A 22,300-nucleotide genomic window follows, 5' to 3' on the forward strand; every position below is an offset into this window, starting at 1 on the left:
AACGGGTGGGGTGCATCAAAGAGATTTCTGTGAAAATTTTCAAAAATTGTGAAAATTTGATGCACCCTACATGGGTTAATTGATGAAATCAAGTAATTTTTTATCAGCAATAACATAGGTTTTAGCTGGCTTTTTGAGCTTCTTAACTTTATCTTCTGCTACCGCTTTTTTTAACCATTCTTGCAGTTGTCCGATTTTTACATCTAAACGTTCAGCGAGAGATTTATCATCTAATTGCTCTTGTAGATGTTTTAATAGAATGGGTAGAACCGCTTGATAAATTTCTTCAGCAGGAGAAACAGAACTAATTGGTTCTTCTACTAACGGGTTTTCTTCAGAAGTTGATTCATTATCACTCAATTTATCCTCTATTTCAGCCGGATGTGTTTCTACATTTTCTTCTAAATTAGACTGATTTTCTGATTGTTTTTCTTCCTCTTGCTCGTTTTTATCCTCAATATTTTGTAAAACCAATTCTGGCGATTTTAAGAGAAAATTATGTAGATAATCATTCCACTCAATCAGTCTAAACGCTCTTGCACCTTGCTCAACCAATTGTTGATTTCCTTCGGGAACATTGTCTTCCATTCGCACCCAAAGCGGAACCTCTTTCATTTTTTTTAACGCTTCAATTGCACCCGCCCAAGTTCCACCTTTCCCCACAGAAGAACTAATAACTAAAGCATAATTTGCCAAAGCATAAATATATTTATTCCGTCCCATTGCATTACCGACAGAAAAACCAGCGTTGGGATCGTAGGTCGAAATTAAAGTTAGTTGACCCTCTCGAATACTGTCTCTATATTTGCCCAAAGTTGCAGCTTTGAGTAAACTATCTGCTAACACACCGATCGCTGTTCCTCCCGCTTCTAATATCCCCAACATTGACGCTTGATCAACTCCTTTCGCTCCCCCTGAAATAATTTGAATTTTTTCTTCTGCACAAATTCGAGCAATTTTTTGAGTATATTCTACCGCTTCATCGTCAATATCTCGCGAACCAACAACTGCTAATCCTCCTTTAGAAAGTAATTCTATCTCACCCACACCATAAAGAATAGCAGGTGCAGAATGTTTCAATCTTTGCTTGAGAAATTGAGGATATTTCCCATCACCCCGACCTATAATCCAAACTCCTTGATTCGTCCATTTTTCCACTGCAAAAGCGAGCATTGCACCCCGTTCAAGTAAAGCCTGAATTCGGTTAGGATCGAGTTTATCATTATGGAGATTTTGCAGATCTATTTGAATATTTTTATCCAATAAATCTTGAGGTCGCATCTGATTTTCTTGCAACCATTTCGCCAAGAGATTATACTCTCTCAGCGTTAAGGGTTGAGGTTCGGTTTGTCGATTTTCTCCAAAACTTGCACAGAGTAATAATATCGCTTCAGTATCAGCAGAAACAGTAGAATTCACCATCATTTAATCACTTGTAAAGCCTAAAGAATTCTGAGTCAAAGCAATCGGAAAAACGTTTTCACTTCCGGCTTGACGTAAAAGAGCAGCAACGACTGTAAATGTCCAGCGAGAATCAACAAAATCATCCACTAAAAAAACCGATCCTTTCATTCCTTCCCAACTTTCAACTACAAACACACCATCTAAATTATGAGCTTGTTGGTAGCTATTACTCATCGTTTTTTGAGGTTGATTTTGACGAACTTTTTTCACCACTGGAACAAACGGTAATTGTAATTGATGGGCGAGTCGTTGGGCGAAGTTGGGAACCAATTCAGGACGTTTTAGGGAGGGTATACAAGTCACCCAAGTTGGAAAAGGTTGAGGCTTCCAGCGTTGAATCATCTCTGCCATACCTTGAACTAAAGTATCACTAAACTGGCAATCTTCATACTTTCCTTTTTTTACCAATTTTCCCCATCCCGCATCCCCCCAAAGAGATAACGCCCGTCCTTCTTCTGCTCTTAAATTCTCCCGAATATTACCAGAAAAACCGTAAATTTGCAAGGCTTGTGGAGTCCATTGTTTGCGAGGTAAAATTTTGTGATCACTGCGGCGAAGATATTGAATGGCTTGATTTGTTCGTTCAATTGAAGAAGTGATCGGAAGTAAAGGTTTTCCCAAACAAACCGCACATTTACCGCAAGGAACACAATTCGGATCATCAAGAGCGTTGGCGAGAAACTGCATTAAACAGTTTTTAGTTTCCATATATTCTCGCATTTGTTCTTGTTCTTGATAGCGAAGTTCTGTTAATTGTTGAATTTTTTTCTGATTGGGTTGATAAATAACGGGTGTAGCAAACCATTTAGAACCCTGTTTGGTTACGGGAGTTGGAGATTCCAGCGATAACAGTTTTAAGACTTTGCTAATTTGACCTTGAGAGAGGTTTAAATATTGCTGTATCTGAGGAATTGATAACCCATTTTCGGCTTGATTTAAACAGTCTAAAATTTGTTGGGTGTGAGCCTCTGGGGGGAAAGCGGTTTGAATAAAATAGTTGGTGATTTCTTCGTCTTCTTCCCCACTTAATAAAATACCATAGGCTGATTCCACCGCTCGTCCGGCTCGTCCCACTTGTTGATAATAATGAACCACCGAACCCGGACGTTGATAGTGAATTACAAACCCCAAATCTGGCTTATCAAAACCCATTCCTAACGCTGTGGTTGCGACTAATGCTTTGAGTTCATTATTCAACAGTTGATCTTCAAGAAGTTCTCGGTTTTCTTTAACATCAGCATGGTAAGGTTTTGCATTAATTCCATTCTGTTTTAACCAATTTGCAATTCGTTCGGTATCTTTGACAGTTAACGCATAAATTATACCACTTCCGGGTAACTTTGGGAGGTTTTCAACTAACCATGCTAAACGTTCAGCAGGACTCGAAAGTTTAATATTTTGTAGTTTTAAACTTGAACGGGTTAAAGTTCCTCTAAATACCCAAAGTTCCGAACCCAATTGATCGATAATATCGCGAACAACTCGATTATTTGCGGTGGCGGTTGTAGCCAAAGCGGGAATATTGCGGGGTAATGCTTGTAACACTCGAACTATGCGGCGATAGTCGGGGCGAAAATCATGTCCCCAGTCCGATATACAATGGGCTTCATCAACAACAAATAATCCTATTCTTTGAGAAATTTGGGAGAGAACCGTGTTTTGAAATTCTTCATTTGCTAATCGTTCGGGAGAGATTAATAAAAGGTCAATTTTTCCGTTAATTAATTGACTGCTAACAGCTTCCCAGTCTTCGGTATTACTAGAATTAATCGTTGCAGCTTTAACGCCAATTCGTTCCGCAGCTACAATTTGATTTCGCATTAAGGCTAACAACGGTGAGATTAATAATGTCGGCCCGCTTCCTTGTTCTCTAAACAGACGAGTTGTGAGAAAATAGACTAAACTTTTCCCCCATCCTGTCCGTTGTACGACTAACAATTGAGAGCGATTTTCTACCAATTCTGCGATCGCTTCCCACTGTCCCTCCCGAAAATTTGCATCGGGATTTTTCAGGGCTTGACGTAATAGCAACAGAGCCTTATCTTTTAACGGGTTATTCATTTTTAATGCACACTGATTATTTAATTTGGCGATATTATTCTATTTTGAATGGTGTTTTTAGTTCGGACAAACTTTCTTAAAAAATCTTAATTTTAGGGTAATTATACTAACTAAAATTGAAATGAAATCACGTTATATTGATTGTTAATTAATAGTATAGCGGGTTCTGTATAGGGGGGTTCGAGTTCAGTTAGAATTCTCACCAAAAAGTATTATAAACCCGCCCCGACAAACGTTTTTACTGTCCCCGCCACAATTTAATCGTGTTGTCATAACTCCCACTGGCTAAGGTTCGACCATCGGGACTAAAGGCTACAGAATTGACAGTATTTGAACGTCTGGTGAGAGTGGCAATTTCCCGTTGAGTCTGCACATCCCACAATTTTATCGTGTCGTCACCACTCCCACTGGCTAAGGTTCGACTATCGGGACTGAAAGCTACAGAATTGACCCAATTTGAATGTCCGGTGAGCGTGGCAATTTCCCGTCGGGTCTGCACATCCCACAATTTTATCGTTTTGTCATTACCGCCACTGGCTAAGGTTCGACCATCGGGACTTATGGCTACAGAATTGACCCAATCTGAATGTCCGGTGAGAGTGGTAATTTCCCGTCGAGTCTGCACATCCCACAATTTTATCGTCTTGTCTTCACTCCCACTAGCCAAGGTTCGACCATCGGGACTGAAAGCTACAGACCTGACAGAATTTGAACGTCCGGTGAGAGTGGCAATTTGTCGTTGAGTCTGCACATCCCACAATTTTATCGTCTTGTCACCATTCCCACTAGCCAAGGTTCGACCATCGGGACTGAAAGCTACAGACCTGACAGAATTTGAACGTCCGGTGAGAGTGGCAATTTGTCGTTGAGTCTGTACATCCCACAATTTGATTGTGTTGTCCCAACTCCCACTGGCTAAGGTTCGACTATCCCGACTGAAAGCTACAGACAAGACACCATTTGAATGTCCGGTGAGCGTGGCAATTTCCCGTTGAGTCTGCACATCCCACAATTTGATCGTGTTGTCCCAACTCCCACTGGCTAAGGTTCGACTATCCCGACTGAAAGCTACAGACCTGACAGAATTTGAATGTCCAGTTAAAGTCGCGATTAAAGTTGGATTTTGCCAATATATCGGGGAAATTTTAACACGTTTTGGTTGAGGAGAAACAGGAGATTGATTTTTTAACGCTTGTAAAACTTCTGCAACGGACGAAAAACGATTTTCAATATCTTCTTGTAACAGCTTATCTAAAATTTCCCCCAATTCTTGACTCACCGAACCCTTTAAAGACGTTCGCCAGTTTCCCGTCCAACTGTAACCTTGTCTGAGGGATAATTCGTAGGGATTCACATCGGTTAACAGGTGAAAACAGGTCACTCCCAAACTAAATAAATCACTCGCCGGATAAGCTTCGCCGCCTAACATTTGTTCGATAGGTGCATAACCGAGCGAACCGATTTGAGTCCCGATTTGAGTTGATAACACGGTTTTTGATAACTCTTTGGCAACCCCAAAATCGAGCAGAACAAACTGACCATCCTCCCGACGCCGGATAATATTTTCGGGTTTAATATCCCGGTGAATTACATTTTTTTGATGGATAAACTCAATCACGGGTAACAAACTGAGTAACAGGTTTTTAACTTGCTGTTCGTTCCAAACACCTTGCTGTTCTAAAAGTTCTGATAAGTTCTCGCCTTCCACATATTCTTGAAGTAAATAAAGCTGGTTGTTGTCCTCAAAATAGGCGGATAATGTGGGGATTTGGTCATGTTTTCCCAGTTGTTGGAGTTGTCTGGCTTCCCGTTCAAACAGTTCGATTGCTTTTTGTAATGCTGCGGTTCCCTGCACGCTCGGCACAAACTGTTTAACCACACAATATTCATTTAGTTTATCATAATCTTCTGCCAAATACGTTCGACCAAATCCCCCCTGTCCCAACAGTTTAATGATGCGAAACCGTCCCCGCAGCAGGTCGGGTATTTTCACCCCGCAAGCCTGACAGTAAATTACGTTATCGGGGTTTTGCGGCTTAGGACATTGGGGGTTGATGCAGCATTTCATGGTTTTGAGGGGTAATTATTTTATTTCTATTTTGCCTAATTTTGCGGAAAATTAACCCGGTTGCGTTCATTGAATATTATATCCCAATTCGGCGGTTTTATGATCAAGATAAATTTGACAACCTAGTATTGTTTTTTGATCAAATATACCAATAAAATTTGAAATCAATAGTTTAAAATTGGGATAGTGCCAGCGTCTCGCTGGCTATATGCTTTTCTATATCCTCTTGGGGAATTGTAAGTAAAACGATCAAATTGGGGAATTCTAAGCGGGCAAGATGCCCGCACTATGTTTTTATAATGGATTGCTGTTAAAATAATACAATTACTAAAACGCTGTATCAATACACAACTCAATGCTAACCCAAGACAAACAACAAAAACAAAATTGGAAACCGATAATTAAACAATTTGAAGCAGTAGTCGGAAAACGAGGCGTAGTTCAACGCAAGGAAGAATTGTTAGTTTATGAATGCGATGGACTCACCAGTTATCGCCAACGACCCGCTTTAGTTGTATTACCTCGAACAACTGAAGAAGTCGCCGAAGCGGTGAAAATATGCGATCGCCATAACCTTCCCTGGGTCGCGAGAGGGGCGGGAACAGGCTTATCTGGGGGCGCTTTACCCGTCGAAGATTGTGTTTTAATTGTCACGGCGTTGATGCGAAAAATCCTCAATGTTGACCTCGAAAATCAGCGAGTTGTCGTACAACCAGGAGTAATTAATAATTGGGTAACACAAACCGTTAGCGGGGCGGGATTTTATTATGCACCCGATCCTTCTAGTCAAATTATTTGTTCAATTGGCGGAAATGTTGCGGAAAATTCCGGCGGGGTTCACTGTTTGAAATATGGGGTAACAACCAATCATGTTTTAGGCTTGAAAATTGTCACGCCCGAGGGTAATATTGTTGATATTGGCGGACAAGTTCCCGAAATGCCGGGATATGATTTAACAGGTTTATTTGTGGGTTCAGAAGGAACGTTAGGAATAGCCACAGAAATCACGTTAAGGATTCTCAAAGCCCCGGAACATATCTGTGTTTTATTAGCAGATTTCCCCACAATAGAAGCGGCGGGCGCTGCGGTTTCTGATATTATTAGTGCGGGGATTATTCCAGGGGGAATGGAAATCATGGATAACCTCAGTATTAACGCAGTGGAAGATGTTGTGAATACGGGGCTTTATCCGCGAGATGCGGGGGCGATTTTATTAGTAGAAGTTGACGGTTTGGAAGTGGAAGTTGCCGAATATAAACAGCGTGTTGCGGAGATTTGTAAGAATAACGGATCGCGTAATATTACGATAGAATCTGAACCGGAAAAACGACTAAAAATTTGGAAAGGGCGAAAGGCAGCGTTTGCTGCTGCGGGTCATGTTAGCCCGGATTATTATGTCCAAGATGGGGTAATTCCTCGGACTCAAATGGTTTATGTTTTGAAAGAAATTGAGGCTTTAAGTGAGAAATATGGTTATCGGATAGCGAATGTATTTCACGCCGGAGATGGCAACCTTCACCCGTTGATTTTGTATGATAATTCTGTAGAAGGGGCGTTAGAAGTTGTTGAAGAAATTGGGGGCGAAATTCTCAAGATTTGTGTAAAAGTTGGCGGGAGTCTTTCGGGGGAACATGGCATAGGTTCGGACAAAAGTTGTTATATGCCGGAAATGTTTAATGAAACCGATTTAGACACGATGAAATGGGTGCGAGAGGTGTTTAATGCTAAGGGTTTGGCTAACCCCGGAAAGTTGTTTCCAACGCCTCGAACTTGTGGAGAATCGGCTAAAGTTCAGAATGTGAAACAGTTTGAAGGCGCTGAGGTTTTTTAAAAAGAATCCCCCTAAATCCCCCTTAAAAAGGGGGACTTTATTCCCCTAAATCTCTCTCAATCCCCCTTAAAAAGGGAGATTTTATTCCCCCCTTTTTAAGGGCAGGGCCGTTTCGTTGCCCGAAAACTTGATTTGTGGGGAGGTGGGGAGGTAGGGAGGTAGGGAGGTAGGGAGGATTTTTATTAATAAAAAGCTATTTTTCCTCGGAAAAAACTCCTCTCCCCATCACCCCCTTCGGGTTCGCCACTCCCCTCAACGCGGGGAACCCGCGCACGGGGGTGGACTCACCATCACCCTTTCACCCCATCAACCCCGGCAATTTTTAACTGAGAATGAAACAGCCCTGCTTTTTAAGGGGGGCTAGGGGGGATCAAAGCGTGGCTGGGGAGAGGTGAAAAATATTAGGTTTAACTTTGAGATAACCGCTTAACTTCTCCTCCTCCTAATATCTGATCGGCTTCTGCTAAAAAAGTCGGAATTTTGTCAGCATTGGGGCTACTGGCTAAACATTCACTTAGGTCAACCTGTTCAACATTAGCGGCTTTCTGTCCAGGAAACCAATGCCCCCCATTTCCTAACAAGTTATACCGCATTTTTCCATACTCTACGAGATCATAGGCGATCGCTAAATTTCGCAACCATAAAATCACCGGGATGTTAATATTGTTGGGGGTATTTTCAGGATTGGGCAAGCCCATTTGCCAGGAGGTAAACCAATCTTTTCCTAATAATGCGATCGCCTCTTTTTCTAAACGTTCTAAAATGGGAGGTAAAATTTCATCCCAACGATCTAATAAATCAAGCGTTTTTAAATGTTCATCAAAATCACTGGGTTTAGAAGCCCCTAAACTCAAAGTATGAACCTCTGGATGACTCAAACAAAATAAGTCATTAAACACCATTGGACTCAAGGGAGAACACAGTTCAACTAATTTTTTCGGGGGATCATAGAGTTTTCCCCCTTTATCTGAGGGACTAATAATAAATACCCCCATATTATGGCGAGTTGCGGCTTCTATTGCCGGCCAATTTAACTGATTGATATAATACCAATGCAGATTCACATAATCAAATTGATCGGTTTCTATGGTTTTTGTAATCACATCAGTTGGGCCGTGAGTTGAGAAACCAATAAACCTTACTTTGCCTTGATCTTGAAATTTTCGGGCTTCATCGAGACAACCACCGGGTCTAATAGCCCAGTCGAATGTTTCTGGATTATTGATACCATGAATCCCCAATAAATCAACATAATCCAATTGCAAAAAAGCTAAAGACTGGTGAAATTTGCGGCGAAACTCTTGAGGATCTTTAGAGGGAGAAACTTTAGTTTGAATGATCAATTGTTCGCGGGGAAATTTCGGTAAAACTTGCCCAAGCTGCATTTCTGAAGTCCCATATCCCCTAGCGGTTTCAATATGATTAATCCCACATTCAAAAGAATGGCGAATGGTTGCTTCTAGATTTTTTTGATTCTCGATTGGAATTTTATGGGCTGGAATATCTTGCCATTTATGCTGATACCGCATTCCTCCGCAAGAGAATACAGGCATGGGCAATTCTGTACGTCCAAATCGTCTATAATACATCATATGGATGAGAGGACTAACAACTACAACTTCCCGGTTTATCTATTCTATTTTAATCAAAATAGAGACGTTCTGGCTGAACGCCTCCGAAGTGGTGAGAAAACTTAGGAAATTTCGCGGATTAAGGGTTTTCCGTCTTTGATTTCTCCGACTAAGATCACGTCAGCAACACCCACAAATAAACCATTTTCTAAAACACCGGGAATATTATTGAGGGTTTTTTCTAATTCTGCGGGGTTATCAATGGAGTCAAATTTGACATCAATCACCATATTTCCTTGATCAGTAATCACTGGCCCTGCTTTTTTGACACCCATGCGAAGGGTTGGTTTGCCCCCTAATTTTTCGATTTTGTTCATCACCGGAGTAATTGCTAAAGGAATCACTTCTACGGGGAGTAAAAATGTTGATCCAAGTTTATCAACGAGTTTAGAACTATCAACAACGACGATAAATTGATCGGCCAAACTATCAACAATTTTTTCACGAGTATGTGCGGCACCTCCACCTTTAATTAGATTCTTATTGGGATCAACTTCATCGGCGCCATCAATGGCAATATCCATGTGATCAATTTCATCTAATGTTGTTAGGGGAATACCATATTGTTTAGCGAGTACCGAGGATTGAAATGAGGTCGGAACGCCTTTAATATCTTTGAGTTCTCCACTTTGAAGACGTTCTCCTAAATACTGAAGGGTGTAGGCTGTGGTTGAACCCGTACCCAAACCCACAATTGAACCGGACTGGACGCGATCAGCTGCGGCTTTTCCGACTTGCTGTTTCATTAATTTAACAGGATCTTGTTCGCTCATGTTGAGGACTCCTCAATTTAGGATCGTTTTTGGACAATCGGCAATTAAAATTTTAATTACCCCCTGTTTACTGTAGCGCGTTAAGGGCATTCTAGAATAGTAGATCGGTTTAAATTGTTAGCTTTAAGGTGAATTATCAACATGATACCATCAAATTTACAACTGCTCTAAGAATTGGCTTAACTCGGCTGATTGAAACTGTTCGGTGAGAATATCGCCAAATTAATAGCAGCCTGATTGCACCCGAATACAATATTTTGATAAGCTTATAAGTATAGTACCATAATCATTAAAATCGAGCAAATCCAATTTTAATTTTAAATAGACAACTGTTAAATCAAGGAGTTTAGTGTGAATTTTGAATCAGTTGAGACTTATTTTAAAACCGGAATTGAGTTTCAAGAAGCAGGGAAATGGGGATCGGCGATCGCATCTTATCAACAAGCCCTACAAATTGCCCCACACCAAGCAGAAATTTATCAAAAACTTGCAGAAGCTTTTGTTTTGAATGGACAGCTAGAAGCAGGAATAAAAGCGATTCAAACCGCCGTTAATCTGAAGCCAAATTTTGCGGTTGCTTATCTTAGTATAGGAAATGTTTTACAACAACAAAATCAGATAGAACTTGCAATCTGGGCTTATACAGAAGCATTAGATGTAAAACCCGAATTTACCGAAGCCCAAGCCAATTTGGGCAGTATGTATTATCATTTGCAACGTTTTTCTGAGGCGATTCAGTGTTATCAAAAAGCCATTTATTTTGACTCTAACTCTGCTATTATTTATTGGATGCTCGGTAATGCTTTTTCTCAAACTGACCAACTTGAAAAAGCGATTTCTTGTTATCAAAAAGCGATTGATTTGCAACCAAATCAAGTTAAATTTTACTTGAAGCTTGCTGCTATTTTAGACATTCAAGGTAAAACTATACAAGCAATCTCTTATTATCAAACGATTCTCAGATTACAACCTGATTGTTCAGAAGCGATTGTCGCACTCCGTCAATTAACTCAAGTAGATGATCCCAATAATTGGGCAAATAATCTCACAGGTTTAAGCTTTGTTTCTAACTCTCGTGAAGAATTTGAAGAAGGCGGAGTTGATTTAGCGAGTCCCTTGACCGAAGCAATAGAAACTGAACAGCACTATCCAATAAATCATTCTCAAACTGATGATATTTTCGTTGAAAATGCGGAAAATATTACTCCGTTAGAAACAAAATATAATGAACTGAAAGCCTATCAATCTCAGGCTAAATTCTGTGTTGATCAAGGTCAATTTGAACAAGCGATCACGATTTGTCAGCAAGCCTTAAAAATACAACCTAAATTTTATCATGCCTACGTTATTTTGGGAAATGCACTTCACTTCCAAGGAAAACTCGAAGCCGCAATTCGCGCCTATTCTCAAGTATTAAAACTTCAGCCTAACTTTGCAGAAATTTATGGAAATCGAGGAACAATGTATGCTAAACTCAATCAAATAGACAAGGCAATTGCTGATTATCAACAAGCATTAGAACTGCAACCTAATTTTGCCGTTGTTCATTGGAATTTAGGAAAGATATTTCAACGCTTAGGAAGATTTGAAGAAAGCATTAAAAGTTGGAAAACAGCCTTAGAAATTCAACCCAACTTGAACGGTGCAAAACTACACATTGAACTCGGAAATCTTCTCACAGGTCAAAAACAGTTTAAAGCCGCAATTTCTTCCTATCAAAAAGCCCTAGAAATTCAACCCAGTGAAGTTGAAGCCCATCTCAATTTAGGGTGTCTCTATTCTGAACAGAAACAATATGAAACTGCAATCAAAACCTTTCAAGCGGGAATACAAATCAATCCTAAAAATCTAGATTTATATCTAAATATGGGCTTTGCTTTAGTTAAACTCAATCATCATCAAGAAGCAATTAACTGTTATCAAAACTTGCTCAATATTCAGCCTGATAACAAGGAAGCTTATGCGAGTTTAGGAAATATTTATGCGAATGCGGGTCAAGTTAAACAAGCGATTGAAAACTATGAACAAGCCATTAAAATCAAGCCAGACTGGGCAGAAATATACTGTCGTTTAGCCCATATTCAAAAGCAAGATCAACCCCAAGTTGCCATTGCTAATTTAGAAAAATCAATTGAACTCAACCCTAATTATATTGAAGCCCATCAGCAACTCTGTGATCTTCTCAGTCATTCAACAAATCTGACAAAAGCACGAAAAGCAGCAGATCAATACTGTCAACAATGTGGTGAAAAAGTTCCGGTTTTATCTGCCATTGCTTATATTTTTGCCTATACTCAATCCGGTGCTTATCAACAAGCCGTAACTAAACTGGTAGAACTAGAAAAAATTTGCAATGAACGAATCAAAACCTTCTCTCAGTTTGAAGTTAATTTGTTGTATGAAATTTTGATTTTTATTATTTCTCATGTCCGAGATGCTCTAGTTGAAAATGCTAATTTTTATCAACGGATTGCGGCTGAATATTATGAAAGACGAGTGCTGAAACCGTTAAAGGTTGTGAAAAATTCACCCAGTTTATCAACAAAATCATCACCGAATGCTTTAAAAATTGGTTTTATTTCCAAACACTTTCGCCGTCATTCTGTTGGTTGGTGTAGTGAAGCTTTAATTCGAGAATTATCTACCATTACACCTAACATTCATCTGTATGTAACTGGACGATTACAAGCTGATGAAGTCACCCAAAAGTTTGAAGAAATCGCCCAGAAGTTTTACTGGCCAAAATCCTATCCGAATGGTTTTGCATCAGCCGAAGAATTAGCCCAAGAAATTTTACACGATCAAGTTGATATTTTAATTGATTTAGATTCAGTAACCGTTCCGGCTAATGTACAGATTTTAAATTACTCACCTGCTCCGGTTTGTTTGACTTGGCTAGGTTTTGATGCGCCTTATATCACGAACAAACATTATTTTCTCTGTGACTGGAACACTCATCCGAGCGGACGAGAACAATATTATTGTGAACAATTAATTCGTTTACCTGAAACTTCTGTAGCTATTTCAGGATTAGCAAGTTATCAAGTTAATCGCAATTTAATTAGAAAACAGCTTAAAATAGATCAAGATAAATTAGTTTATTTATGTGTGGCTCCTGGTCGAAAAACAAACTTTGAAATGATCGAAGCGCAAGTCAAAATTCTTAAAGCCGTACCTGATAGTTTAATGATTAGAAAAGGTCAAGGAGATCATCTTTTAATTCGGGAAATGTATCATCAATCCTGTGAAGAACAAGGTGTTGATTTTAATCGAATTCTGTTTATTGGATTAACGAAAACCGAAGAAGAACACCGAGCTATTTATCAAGTTGTTGATGTTTTATTAGATTCCTATCCTTACAATGGCGGAACACATAATTTAGAAGCCTTGTGGTCAAATTTACCGATTTTAACGAGAGCAGGTGAACAGTATCTCTCTCGCATGGGTTATGCGTTTTTACAAGCCGTTAACTTGGATGTAGGTGTGGCTTGGAGTTGGGAAGAATATACAGAACTCGGCATAAAATTAGGAACGGATGCTGCTTTGAGAACTCAAATTCGAGAGCATTTAATTAACTCCAAAAAACCGGAAAACTTAGCGCCTTTATGGAATCCCCAAAAATTAGCAAAACAGATGTATCAGGTGTTTAAAAAATTACGCTCTGAACATCTTTAAGTTGTCTCGTATAAAACTTAACTTCAGATCAAACCCAAGGCGGTTAGAACCTTTTGTTTGTCTGAGAAATTCCCAATAATCCGTTGATATGGTTTAGGAAAAACTTTAAGCAGTGTAGGAATAGCAACAATATTTTCAGTTTGTAATCGTTCAGGCTGTTCGTAAATATCAATTACTTCTAGTTCATGTTTTCCGGGTAGATATTCATCACAAATCTTTTGAAGATTTTTGAGAGCGACGATAGACTGTAAGCCTGTTCCTGCAATATACAAACGTAAAGTGTAATGTACTTCTTTTTTTTCCAGTAAAACTTTCTCAAAGACTTCAGTTGAGTTTTCAATCGAGTTTTCTTTCATAACCTAATCACCTCTTTCGTTACTTTTGGGTTGCTGAAGATTAGTCTAAACTTTATTTATTTCTAAGCAGACTACAATCTTTTCTTGATTCGACAAATCTCCAATAACTTTCTTGAGAGGTGTCGGTAGTTTTCTCACTAAAGTTGGTAAAGCAATAATTTGATCTTGTTTAGCCAGGTGAGGATCTTTCAATAAATCAATCACTTCAATTTTATATTGATTATTCAAATACTCCTCACAAACTTTGGTGAGATTTTCAAAGGCTCTAATTGAGCGAGTTGTATGTCCAGCGACATAAAGTTTAAATTCCCAAATAGAATGGGGATCTAATGCTTCAAACTGTTCAGGAATTTCCACCAAGTTCTCCATAATTTTTGTTAGACATTTGGTTAAAGATAAAACACACAAAATTAACAATTTTGCGATAGATTAACGCTTATTTTTCGGGAGTTATATTTTGATCAGCTTGACGCATTTGAGCCATTGTTATTCGGTCTTGATACAAGATATCCTGAGAGTTTTCTTCATACTGAATCATCAACTCTAGTTCTTCTTTTTCCGCATCAATTTGAGCTTGTAGAGCATCGATTTGCGATTGCACAATCACTTGTTTACGCTCTAGCTGTCTTTGTTTACGTTCAAACTCCTGCTGACGAGCTAATCCATTTGCTTTTTCTTGAGCTTCTTGAATCGTGCGAGCCGTTCCCGTAAACACCTGACCTTGACCTAAATAGACATCACTCAGTTTAATCCCCTGTTTCGTTAACAGCATTTCTCGCATTTGATTTGAGTGTTCCATTCCTCGAGATTTCAATACATAGAGCAAACGATTCCGTTCACCATTCGTTTCCATCATTCGCACTTCCAACCAAGTATCCATCAAGGATGAAATGCCTATTTCAGTATACTCAACGAGATTGCTACCGGATATTAAATTGGTCAATAAAACCGTGATTTGTTTGCTCTTGAAAAAGTCAATTAGACGGAATAAAAAAGTTTTTGCTTGTGTTAACGTTCCACTCATCGTCAGATTACTCATCGGATCAATAATCACGACGCTGGGCTTGACTTGTTCAATCAACCGGTATAGTGTCACTAAATGTAACTCTAAACCCGTAGCTGTGGGGCGTTCAGCCTTGAATCGTAAGAATCCTTGTTCGACAAAGGGTTCTAAATCCACACCGACAGAACGCTGGTTGCGGATAATCTGGTTTGGGGCTTCCTCAAAAGCCAGATACAGACAGTGTTCTCCTCGCTGACATACGGCTTGAGCAAAATGGGCGGCGAGAGTGGTTTTTCCCGTTCCGGCGGTGCCTGTGATCAGAATACTGCTGCCTTGATAGTAGCCTTCCCCTCCCAGCATGGCATCCAAACGAGAAATTCCGCTGGAAATTCGTTCATTAGAAACCTCATGTTCTAAACCCACAGAAGTAATCGGTAAAACCGAAATCCCATTTTCATTAATTAGAAATGGGTATTCATTGCTTCCGTGATAAGAACCTCGATATTTGATAATTTGTAAACGACGAGTTGAGACTTCCTCTTGAATGCGCTGATCGAGTCTGATCACACAATCAGAAACATATTCTTCTAAACCATTTCGGGTGAGACTATTATCGCCCCGTTCTGCGGTAATAATGGCAGTGACTCCTTTGGTTTTGAGCCAGCGAAATAACCGTCGTAATTCCGCTCTGATGATTGCAGTATTAGAAAGTCCGGCAAACAGAACTTCAATCGTATCAAGAACAACTCGTTTAGCGCCGATCTGATCAATTGCACAACCTAACCGAATAAATAAGGCTTCTAAATTATATTCGCCGACTTCTTCGATTTCTTCGGGGTCAATGTGAACATAATCGATACTGATTTTATTTTCAGCCGTTAGTTGTTTTAAATCCCAACCGAGAGAGGCAACATTTTCAGTCAATTCTTCGGCTGTTTCTTCAAACGCTATAAATACACCCGGTTCATCGTATTGAACTGCACCCCGCACTAAAAACTCCATTGCCAATAGAGTTTTACCACAACCTGCTGTACCACAAACGAGAGTTGGCCGTCCTTTGGGAAGTCCACCTAAGGTAATTTCGTCTAATCCATTGATACCCGTAGAACACTTAGGCAGCTCTTTGTGTTTTGATGGTATTATACTGTTAAGTTCTATCATTCTGAATCGTCCTCAAGGATTAATTGAATTTTTGTCAAATTAATAGTGCTTTTCCTCATTTGCTGATGTTTATCCATTTTAGAACTTCTATTCTATTCTAGCTAGTTCTTATAAAGATAACATCCAGGCGGAAAAATTACCAGAATAAATTTGAGCCTTTTCTCAAAGAGATCGGTCGAGTTAAAAGTTTTGTCGTGCTAATCCGTGATTTTTTTTAGGGATTAAATTAAAAGTCAATTCTATAACTGCTGATGAATTAGAACACCTAACGTTTTTAGAGCTTGTTCGAGTTGATCTGACCAGGGAATTCCGCAATTGAGACGAAAGCAATTTTGATAACTTCCCGAAACCGAAAATATCGAACCCGGTGCAATACTAATTTGATCTTGAAGTGCTTGATGGTAGAGCGTCATTGAATCAAACTTTGAGGGAATTTCGACCCACAAAACATAACCCCCAGTTGGTCGAGTTACTTTGGTTTCATCAGGAAAATATTCATAAATCGCTTGTGTCATTCGGATGACTTGTTCTTGATAAGCCCGTCGTAATTGTCGGAGGTGGCGATCATATCCCCCATTCGCTAAAAAACTCGCAATTGTCAGCTGATTGGCTGCTGCCGTGTTAATATTCGTAATCAATTTTAGCTGTTCAACTTTTGTTTGATAACGACCCGGAACCGTCCAGCCGACGCGCAAACCCGCAGAGAGTGTTTTGCTACAAGAAGCACAATACAAGACTAAACCCTTGCGATCATAAGCTTTAATAGCCTTCGGACGATTGCCGTCAAATTTTAAATCTCCATAAATATCATCTTCAATCAAAGGAATATCATACCTTTCTAAAATTTCTAGGAGTTGTTTTTTATGTGAATCACTCATACAACACCCCAGAGGATTACTAAAATTAGAAACGACAGTACAAGCCGCAATATTTCCCTGTTTTAATGCTGTTTCTAATTCTTCAAGAATTAACCCATCTCGCGGATGAGTCGGAAGTTCTAATGCTCGCAAATGCAACGATTCTAAAATTTCTAATAAACCATAATAACAAGGAGATTCAATCGCCACTGTATCTCCCGGTTTAGTCACCGCCCGCAAGCACAAATGAAGCGCTTCTGTGGTGCCATTTGTGATTAAAATTTGTTCGGGAGTCAGGGAACATCCCGCATCCATCAAACGACGGGCGACTTCGTGACGGAGGGGTTCACAGCCCGGAAGTGGATTGTAAGCGTGACAAGTTTCGGGATGTTGACGCATCACCTGTCCCATTAAACGGTTGAGGGCTTTAATCGGAAAAAGTTGGGGATCAGGAACCGCAGCCCCTAACCGGATAATATTCGGATCTCGCAGCGCCACATTAATCCCCAAAGCAATTGAGGCGTCTACAGTATAGATGCGACGGGGAGGCGTGGACGGGTTCGGTTCATCGCGATGGGATAGCAACGGCTTTTGCTTGACAAAATAACCCGACTGGGGACGCGCCCCAATTAAACCTCGATCTTCGAGAAGGCGATAAGCTTCCAAAACCGTAGAAATACTGACGTTCATCTGTCTGTGCATCCGTCTGACCGAGGGAATGCGATCGCCAGGTTGCAGAGTACCTTCTTCTATTAGGGACTGGACTCGATTAGCGACCTGCTCATAGAGGTTGGTGCGATCTAATTTTTCTAGAGGTTTGAGGTTCATAGAGGTCAAATGTGAGGCTCTTAAGAGACTGATCAATACAGTTCTAACCGTTAACTAGCATAACAGTTGCTTCAAGTTAAAACTGTTATGGTTACAAATTATTATAACTGCCTCTGTTTTGTTTCCGTCAAGTTTGGCAAAATAACAATAACCACAAATCCAGTTAGTTCAAACTCAAACTTTTATCGAATGTAAACTCAAATTTATTCAAGAGTAATTTCCATGAAAATAACTCAAGTTTTGCTTGCTATCCCCTCTGATACTTGTTCTCAGCATCAACATAAGTCTAATAAAGCAGAGAGACAAATCAGCCAAACTTTTTCTCGTTTTTTCCAAAAGATTATCCGTTTTTTAGCTAACAACTCAGAACCTCGTATTTGGCAAACTAAAACCCGAAAAGGAGACTTAATCTGGCATATTTACGACCCCAAAACTGGACAGAGTGAACACTTTTCTAGTGAACAAGACGTGCGAATTTGGATAGAAAAACAGTATTATCGCTAATTCAACCTAGACTCAACACAGTTAACTCAAATTTAAGTGTGATAATCATCTACCTTCCCAACCCCCTATTTTGTGATCAACAGAGGAACTATTATGCTTATTTATGACTTTCACATTGACACCCTAGACTCAGAACACCTGAACTCTTTCAATCATACCTTAAATCTCATCAAAAAATTTTGGAAGTTTAGCAACTACTACGGTAACTTTATCGCTACTCCTCCCCATCATCGCCATAAATAAACCCGAAATCAAAATACACCCTATCCTGTTTAACTTGCTACAATATAAACTCTCACCGCCTACACATTCGGTTTGAAACTGAAAGACAATCAATTAAACTTTTTTTGAGGTTAAAATCAAATGACTCAGACACCATCAAATCCTAAAAATCAAGATAAATTTCAATTTTGGATTGATCGAGGTGGTACTTTTACTGATATTGTCGCCCGTACTCCTTCTAACCAAACGATAGCCCATAAATTACTCTCAGAAAATCCAGAACGCTATCCAGATGCAGCCATTCAAGGAATTAGAGAAATCTTAGGACTATCACCCGATGAACTCATTCCGAGTCACCGCATTTCTGAAGTCAAAATGGGAACCACTGTCGCCACAAATGCCCTCCTAGAACGCAAAGGCGATCGTACCGTTTTAGTCATTACCAAAGGCTTCAAAGATGCACTCAGAATTGGCTATCAAAATCGCCCCAATATTTTCGCCCGTGAGATTATTTTACCGGAAATGATCTATGAACAAGTGATCGAAGTAAATGAACGTTACGATACCGATGGAAATGAATTAAAACCTGTTAATATTGAATTACTCAAACCTCGACTCCAAGCACTTTACGATAGCGGAATTCGGAGTTGTGCTATTGTTTTAATGCACGGCTATCGTTACCCTAAACACGAAAAACAAATTGCTGAACTGGCTCAAAAAATTGGCTTTTCTCAAATCTCAGTTTCTCACGAAGTTAGCCCATTAATGAAACTAATTAGTCGGGGAGATACAACCGTTGTTGATGCCTATCTTTCTCCCATTTTACGCCGCTACGTCGAACAAGTTTTCAGTCAGTTAAATAGTGATGGTGAATCTGTTTCATTATTATTTATGCAATCAAACGGGGGCTTAACCGATGCCCGTAATTTTCAAGGAAAAGATAGCATTCTTTCTGGCCCTGCGGGGGGAATAGTCGGGGCAGTTCAAACCAGTTTAAGGGCAGGTTTTGATCAAATAATTAGCTTTGATATGGGCGGAACTTCCACCGATGTCGCCCATTATAACGGTGAATATGAACGAGAATTTGAAACAGAAATAGCAGGCGTGCGGATGCGAGTTCCCATGATGGCCATTCATACTGTCGCCGCAGGTGGAGGTTCCATTGTCCGGTTTGATGGGTCCCGTTATCGTGTTGGGCCAGAGTCAGCCGGGGCAAATCCTGGGCCAGCTTGTTATCGCAAAGGCGGGCCATTAACGGTAACAGACTGTAATGTGATGTTGGGAAAAATTCAACCCGAATTCTTTCCCAAAGTATTTGGAATTGACGGAAATTTAGCATTAGAGGGGGAAATTGTTCGGCAAAAATTCCAGGAATTAGCAACAGAAATTCAAGCCAAAACCGGAGATAGTCGTACTCCCGAAGAAGTCGCGACAGGATTTATTGCTATTGCGGTGGAAAACATGGCAAATGCAATTAAAAAAATCTCCCTTCAACGGGGTTATGATGTCTCAAACTACACCCTTTGTTGTTTTGGGGGGGCGGGAGGTCAACACGCTTGTTTAATTGCCGATACGCTAGGAATAAAACAGGTGTTTATTCATCCCTATGCAGGTGTTTTATCGGCTTATGGTATGGGGTTAGCTGATATTCGAGTCATGCGAGAACAGGCGGTAGAAGCCCCATTAACTGAAGAATTAGTTACCCAGTTACAAACTATTTTAACCCAACTTGAAACTGAGTGTAAACAAGAATTAACGACTGAAAATTTACAAACCCTAACTTCAGCAAAAGTTAATTTAAAATACGAGGGAACGGATTCAAGCTTAACAGTTAATTTTGAAAATTATCACAAGATGAAAGCCGAGTTTGAACACAAACATCAAACCATTTATGGCTTTATGCGAGAAGGGAAAACATTAATTGTAGAATCGATTTCTCTAGAAGTTATTCAACAGATGGAAACCCCAGAAGAACCGCTCATTTCTCGCACTCATTCCCAACCGCCTTTACCCATCGCAAATGTACAAATGTATACGCCCCAAGGTTGGCAAAATACACCCCTATTTCAGCGAGAAGATTTACAACCGGGAGATAGTATTATTGGCCCTGCAATGATTATCGAAGGTACAGGAACCAATATTATCGAACCCGGTTGGAAAGTTACTTTAACTGAACGCAATCATTTAGTTTTAAACAAACTCAAAACCTCAAATTCTCAGTCTGAATTTACTTTAAACACTCTATCAAACCCTTCTCAACCAGATCCAGTTCGGCTAGAAATCTTTAAAAATTTGTTTCAATTTATCGCCGAACAAATGGGAATCACTTTGCAAAATACAGCCGCTTCTGTTAATATTAAAGAACGCCTCGACTTTTCCTGTGCAGTTTTTGATAAACAAGGTCAACTCGTTGCCAATGCCCCTCATATTCCCGTGCATTTGGGTTCAATGAGTGAAAGTGTTAATAGTTTAATTAAAGCCAAAAAAGACGATTTAAAAGTGGGGGATGTTTATATGCAAAATAACCCCTATGATGGCGGCACTCATTTACCTGATGTAACGGTGATTACGCCTGTTTTTGCCCCCAATACCAACCAGATTTTATTTTATGTGGCGTCTAGGGGTCATCAAGCTGATATTGGTGGAATTACCCCCGGTTCAATGCCTCCAAACAGTACAACTGTTGAAGAAGAAGGGATTTTAATTGATAACTTTCAATTGGTCAATCAGGGTGAATTTTGTGATGTAGAATTGTTAGAATTGTTAACCTCGGGGCGTTATCCTTCTCGAAATCCCGACATTAATATTGCCGACTTACAAGCCCAAATTGCAGCCAATAAAAAAGGAACACAAGAACTCCAAAAAATGGTGAATCAATACGGCTTAGAAACGGTACAAATCTATATGGGTTATGTGCAGGATAACGCTGAAGAATCAGTTCGTCGGGCAATTGATGTCTTGAAAGATGGTGAGTTTACCTATGAGATGGATGGGGGAAGTCAAATTAAAGTTACCATTAAAATCGACAAACAAACCCGCAGTGCAACCATAGACTTTTCAGGGACTTCCCCCCAGTTAAACACTAACTTTAATGCCCCCAAAGCAGTCTGTAAAGCTGCCGTTTTGTATGTGTTTAGAACCCTCGTTGATGACCAGATTCCCCTCAATGCTGGCTGTTTAAAACCTCTCAATATTATTATCCCTGAAGGGTGTATGTTGAACCCTCGTTATCCGGCGGCTATCGTAGCAGGAAATGTGGAAACCTCTCAAACTATTGTTGATGCTTTATATGGGGCATTAGGCGTGATGGCAGCCTCTCAAGGTACCATGAATAATTTTACTTTTGGAAGCGATCGCCATCAATATTATGAAACAATTTGTGGGGGTTCAGGTGCGGGTAAAAACTTTAATGGTACCGATGCGGTTCATACTCATATGACCAACTCTCGTTTAACCGATCCAGAGGTCTTAGAATGGCGGTTTCCGGTATTATTAGAAGAATTTAGTATTCGTTCAAATAGTGGCGGAAAAGGTCAATATCAAGGCGGAAATGGCATCATTCGACAAGTTCGTTTTCTAGAAAAAATGACGGCGAGTATTTTATCGGGACATCGAACAATTCCTCCGTTTGGACTGGCGGGAGGTGAAGCAGGTTTAGTCGGTAAAAATTCCGTTATTCGCAGTAATGGAACGGTAGAAATATTGGCAAGTACCGCTACAGTTGAGATGAATATTGGGGATGTATTTATGATTGAAACTCCTGGCGGTGGAGGATATGGAAAAGAAGACGTAAACGGATAATTTTTGTTGATTATCAGTTCTCCCTAGCCTCTGAATTAAAAGGGGTTAGGGAGTGAAGTTAAACT

14 protein-coding genes are annotated in these 22,300 nt (G+C 39.9%); 5 read left to right on the forward strand and 9 right to left on the reverse strand.

Annotation, left to right across the window (positions count from 1 at the left end; translation table 11 throughout):
- Positions 1–75: 75 nt before the first annotated feature.
- The 3 genes from L8106_RS12240 to L8106_RS12250 all read right to left on the reverse strand — a co-directional run bounded on the left by L8106_RS12240 (position 76) and on the right by L8106_RS12250 (position 5,593).
- Positions 76–1,425, reverse strand: coding sequence for a DNA-processing protein DprA (locus L8106_RS12240; protein WP_009784620.1), 1,350 nt, complete (start codon positions 1,423–1,425; stop codon positions 76–78).
- Positions 1,426–3,525 carry a RecQ family ATP-dependent DNA helicase gene (locus L8106_RS12245; protein WP_009784621.1) on the reverse strand — a complete coding sequence of 700 codons (2,100 nt, stop codon included), beginning with the start codon at positions 3,523–3,525 and terminating at the stop codon, positions 1,426–1,428.
- Positions 3,526–3,763: 238 nt separating this feature from the next.
- Entirely contained in the window at positions 3,764–5,593 is a 1,830-nt protein-coding gene (locus L8106_RS12250; protein WP_039896116.1) for a serine/threonine-protein kinase, read from the reverse strand.
- 355 nt (positions 5,594–5,948) lie between these two features.
- On the opposite strand from L8106_RS12250, the gene glcD reads away from it, so the two are divergent.
- Complete coding sequence (gene glcD / locus L8106_RS12255; protein WP_009784623.1) at positions 5,949–7,424, forward strand: glycolate oxidase subunit GlcD; 1,476 nt, start codon at positions 5,949–5,951, stop codon at positions 7,422–7,424.
- A gap of 407 nt (positions 7,425–7,831) precedes the next feature.
- Here glcD and L8106_RS12260 read toward each other — a convergent pair whose 3' ends face one another.
- Complete coding sequence (locus L8106_RS12260; protein WP_039896120.1) at positions 7,832–9,013, reverse strand: aldo/keto reductase; 1,182 nt, start codon at positions 9,011–9,013, stop codon at positions 7,832–7,834.
- Positions 9,014–9,117: 104 nt separating this feature from the next.
- Positions 9,118–9,828 carry a ribose-5-phosphate isomerase RpiA gene (gene rpiA / locus L8106_RS12265; RefSeq protein WP_009784625.1) on the reverse strand — a complete coding sequence of 237 codons (711 nt, stop codon included), beginning with the start codon at positions 9,826–9,828 and terminating at the stop codon, positions 9,118–9,120.
- A gap of 351 nt (positions 9,829–10,179) precedes the next feature.
- Between rpiA and L8106_RS12270 the strand changes: the two genes are divergently transcribed.
- Positions 10,180–13,503, forward strand: coding sequence for a tetratricopeptide repeat protein (locus tag L8106_RS12270; RefSeq protein ID WP_009784626.1), 3,324 nt, complete (start codon positions 10,180–10,182; stop codon positions 13,501–13,503).
- Between the two features lie 23 nt (positions 13,504–13,526).
- Here L8106_RS12270 and L8106_RS12275 read toward each other — a convergent pair whose 3' ends face one another.
- The 4 genes from L8106_RS12275 to L8106_RS12290 all read right to left on the reverse strand — a co-directional run bounded on the left by L8106_RS12275 (position 13,527) and on the right by L8106_RS12290 (position 17,708).
- Complete coding sequence (locus tag L8106_RS12275) at positions 13,527–13,859, reverse strand: circadian clock KaiB family protein (RefSeq protein WP_009784627.1); 333 nt, start codon at positions 13,857–13,859, stop codon at positions 13,527–13,529.
- 45 nt (positions 13,860–13,904) lie between these two features.
- Positions 13,905–14,228, reverse strand: a complete 324-nt coding sequence (locus L8106_RS12280; RefSeq protein ID WP_039896123.1) for a circadian clock KaiB family protein — start codon at positions 14,226–14,228, stop codon at positions 13,905–13,907.
- Between the two features lie 67 nt (positions 14,229–14,295).
- A complete protein-coding gene (gene kaiC, locus L8106_RS12285; RefSeq protein WP_009784629.1) occupies positions 14,296–16,023 on the reverse strand; it encodes a circadian clock protein KaiC in 1,728 nt (575 codons plus the stop codon).
- Between the two features lie 239 nt (positions 16,024–16,262).
- Positions 16,263–17,708: a PLP-dependent aminotransferase family protein gene (locus L8106_RS12290; protein WP_009784630.1), complete on the reverse strand. Its 1,446-nt coding sequence runs from the start codon at positions 17,706–17,708 to the stop codon at positions 16,263–16,265.
- Positions 17,709–17,930: 222 nt separating this feature from the next.
- Between L8106_RS12290 and L8106_RS12295 the strand changes: the two genes are divergently transcribed.
- The 3 genes from L8106_RS12295 to L8106_RS12300 all read left to right on the forward strand — a co-directional run bounded on the left by L8106_RS12295 (position 17,931) and on the right by L8106_RS12300 (position 22,235).
- Positions 17,931–18,212, forward strand: coding sequence for a hypothetical protein (locus L8106_RS12295; RefSeq protein WP_009784631.1), 282 nt, complete (start codon positions 17,931–17,933; stop codon positions 18,210–18,212).
- 93 nt (positions 18,213–18,305) lie between these two features.
- Positions 18,306–18,455 carry a hypothetical protein gene (locus L8106_RS32130; protein WP_156803652.1) on the forward strand — a complete coding sequence of 50 codons (150 nt, stop codon included), beginning with the start codon at positions 18,306–18,308 and terminating at the stop codon, positions 18,453–18,455.
- A gap of 120 nt (positions 18,456–18,575) precedes the next feature.
- Positions 18,576–22,235: a hydantoinase B/oxoprolinase family protein gene (locus L8106_RS12300; protein ID WP_009784632.1), complete on the forward strand. Its 3,660-nt coding sequence runs from the start codon at positions 18,576–18,578 to the stop codon at positions 22,233–22,235.
- Positions 22,236–22,300 lie beyond the last annotated feature (65 nt).

It is taken from the genome of Lyngbya sp. PCC 8106 (assembly GCF_000169095.1).
GTDB lineage: Bacteria > Cyanobacteriota > Cyanobacteriia > Cyanobacteriales > Microcoleaceae > Capilliphycus.

Excerpts from the sequence above, each read along its gene's own strand:
- L8106_RS12290 (WP_009784630.1), bottom strand. The coding sequence starts at position 17,708 with ATGAACCTCAAACCTCTAGAAAAATTAGATCGCACCAACCTCTATGAG.
- L8106_RS12250 (WP_039896116.1), bottom strand. The coding sequence starts at position 5,593 with ATGAAATGCTGCATCAACCCCCAATGTCCTAAGCCGCAAAACCCCGAT.
- L8106_RS12275 (WP_009784627.1), bottom strand. The coding sequence starts at position 13,859 with ATGAAAGAAAACTCGATTGAAAACTCAACTGAAGTCTTTGAGAAAGTT.
- L8106_RS12245 (WP_009784621.1), bottom strand. The coding sequence starts at position 3,525 with ATGAATAACCCGTTAAAAGATAAGGCTCTGTTGCTATTACGTCAAGCC.
- L8106_RS12295 (WP_009784631.1), top strand. The coding sequence starts at position 17,931 with ATGAAAATAACTCAAGTTTTGCTTGCTATCCCCTCTGATACTTGTTCT.
- kaiC (WP_009784629.1), bottom strand. The coding sequence starts at position 16,023 with ATGATAGAACTTAACAGTATAATACCATCAAAACACAAAGAGCTGCCT.
- glcD (WP_009784623.1), top strand. The coding sequence starts at position 5,949 with ATGCTAACCCAAGACAAACAACAAAAACAAAATTGGAAACCGATAATT.
- L8106_RS12300 (WP_009784632.1), top strand. The coding sequence starts at position 18,576 with ATGACTCAGACACCATCAAATCCTAAAAATCAAGATAAATTTCAATTT.
- L8106_RS12280 (WP_039896123.1), bottom strand. The coding sequence starts at position 14,228 with ATGGAGAACTTGGTGGAAATTCCTGAACAGTTTGAAGCATTAGATCCC.
- L8106_RS12260 (WP_039896120.1), bottom strand. The coding sequence starts at position 9,013 with ATGTATTATAGACGATTTGGACGTACAGAATTGCCCATGCCTGTATTC.
- L8106_RS12240 (WP_009784620.1), bottom strand. The coding sequence starts at position 1,425 with ATGATGGTGAATTCTACTGTTTCTGCTGATACTGAAGCGATATTATTA.
- rpiA (WP_009784625.1), bottom strand. The coding sequence starts at position 9,828 with ATGAGCGAACAAGATCCTGTTAAATTAATGAAACAGCAAGTCGGAAAA.
- L8106_RS32130 (WP_156803652.1), top strand. The coding sequence starts at position 18,306 with ATGCTTATTTATGACTTTCACATTGACACCCTAGACTCAGAACACCTG.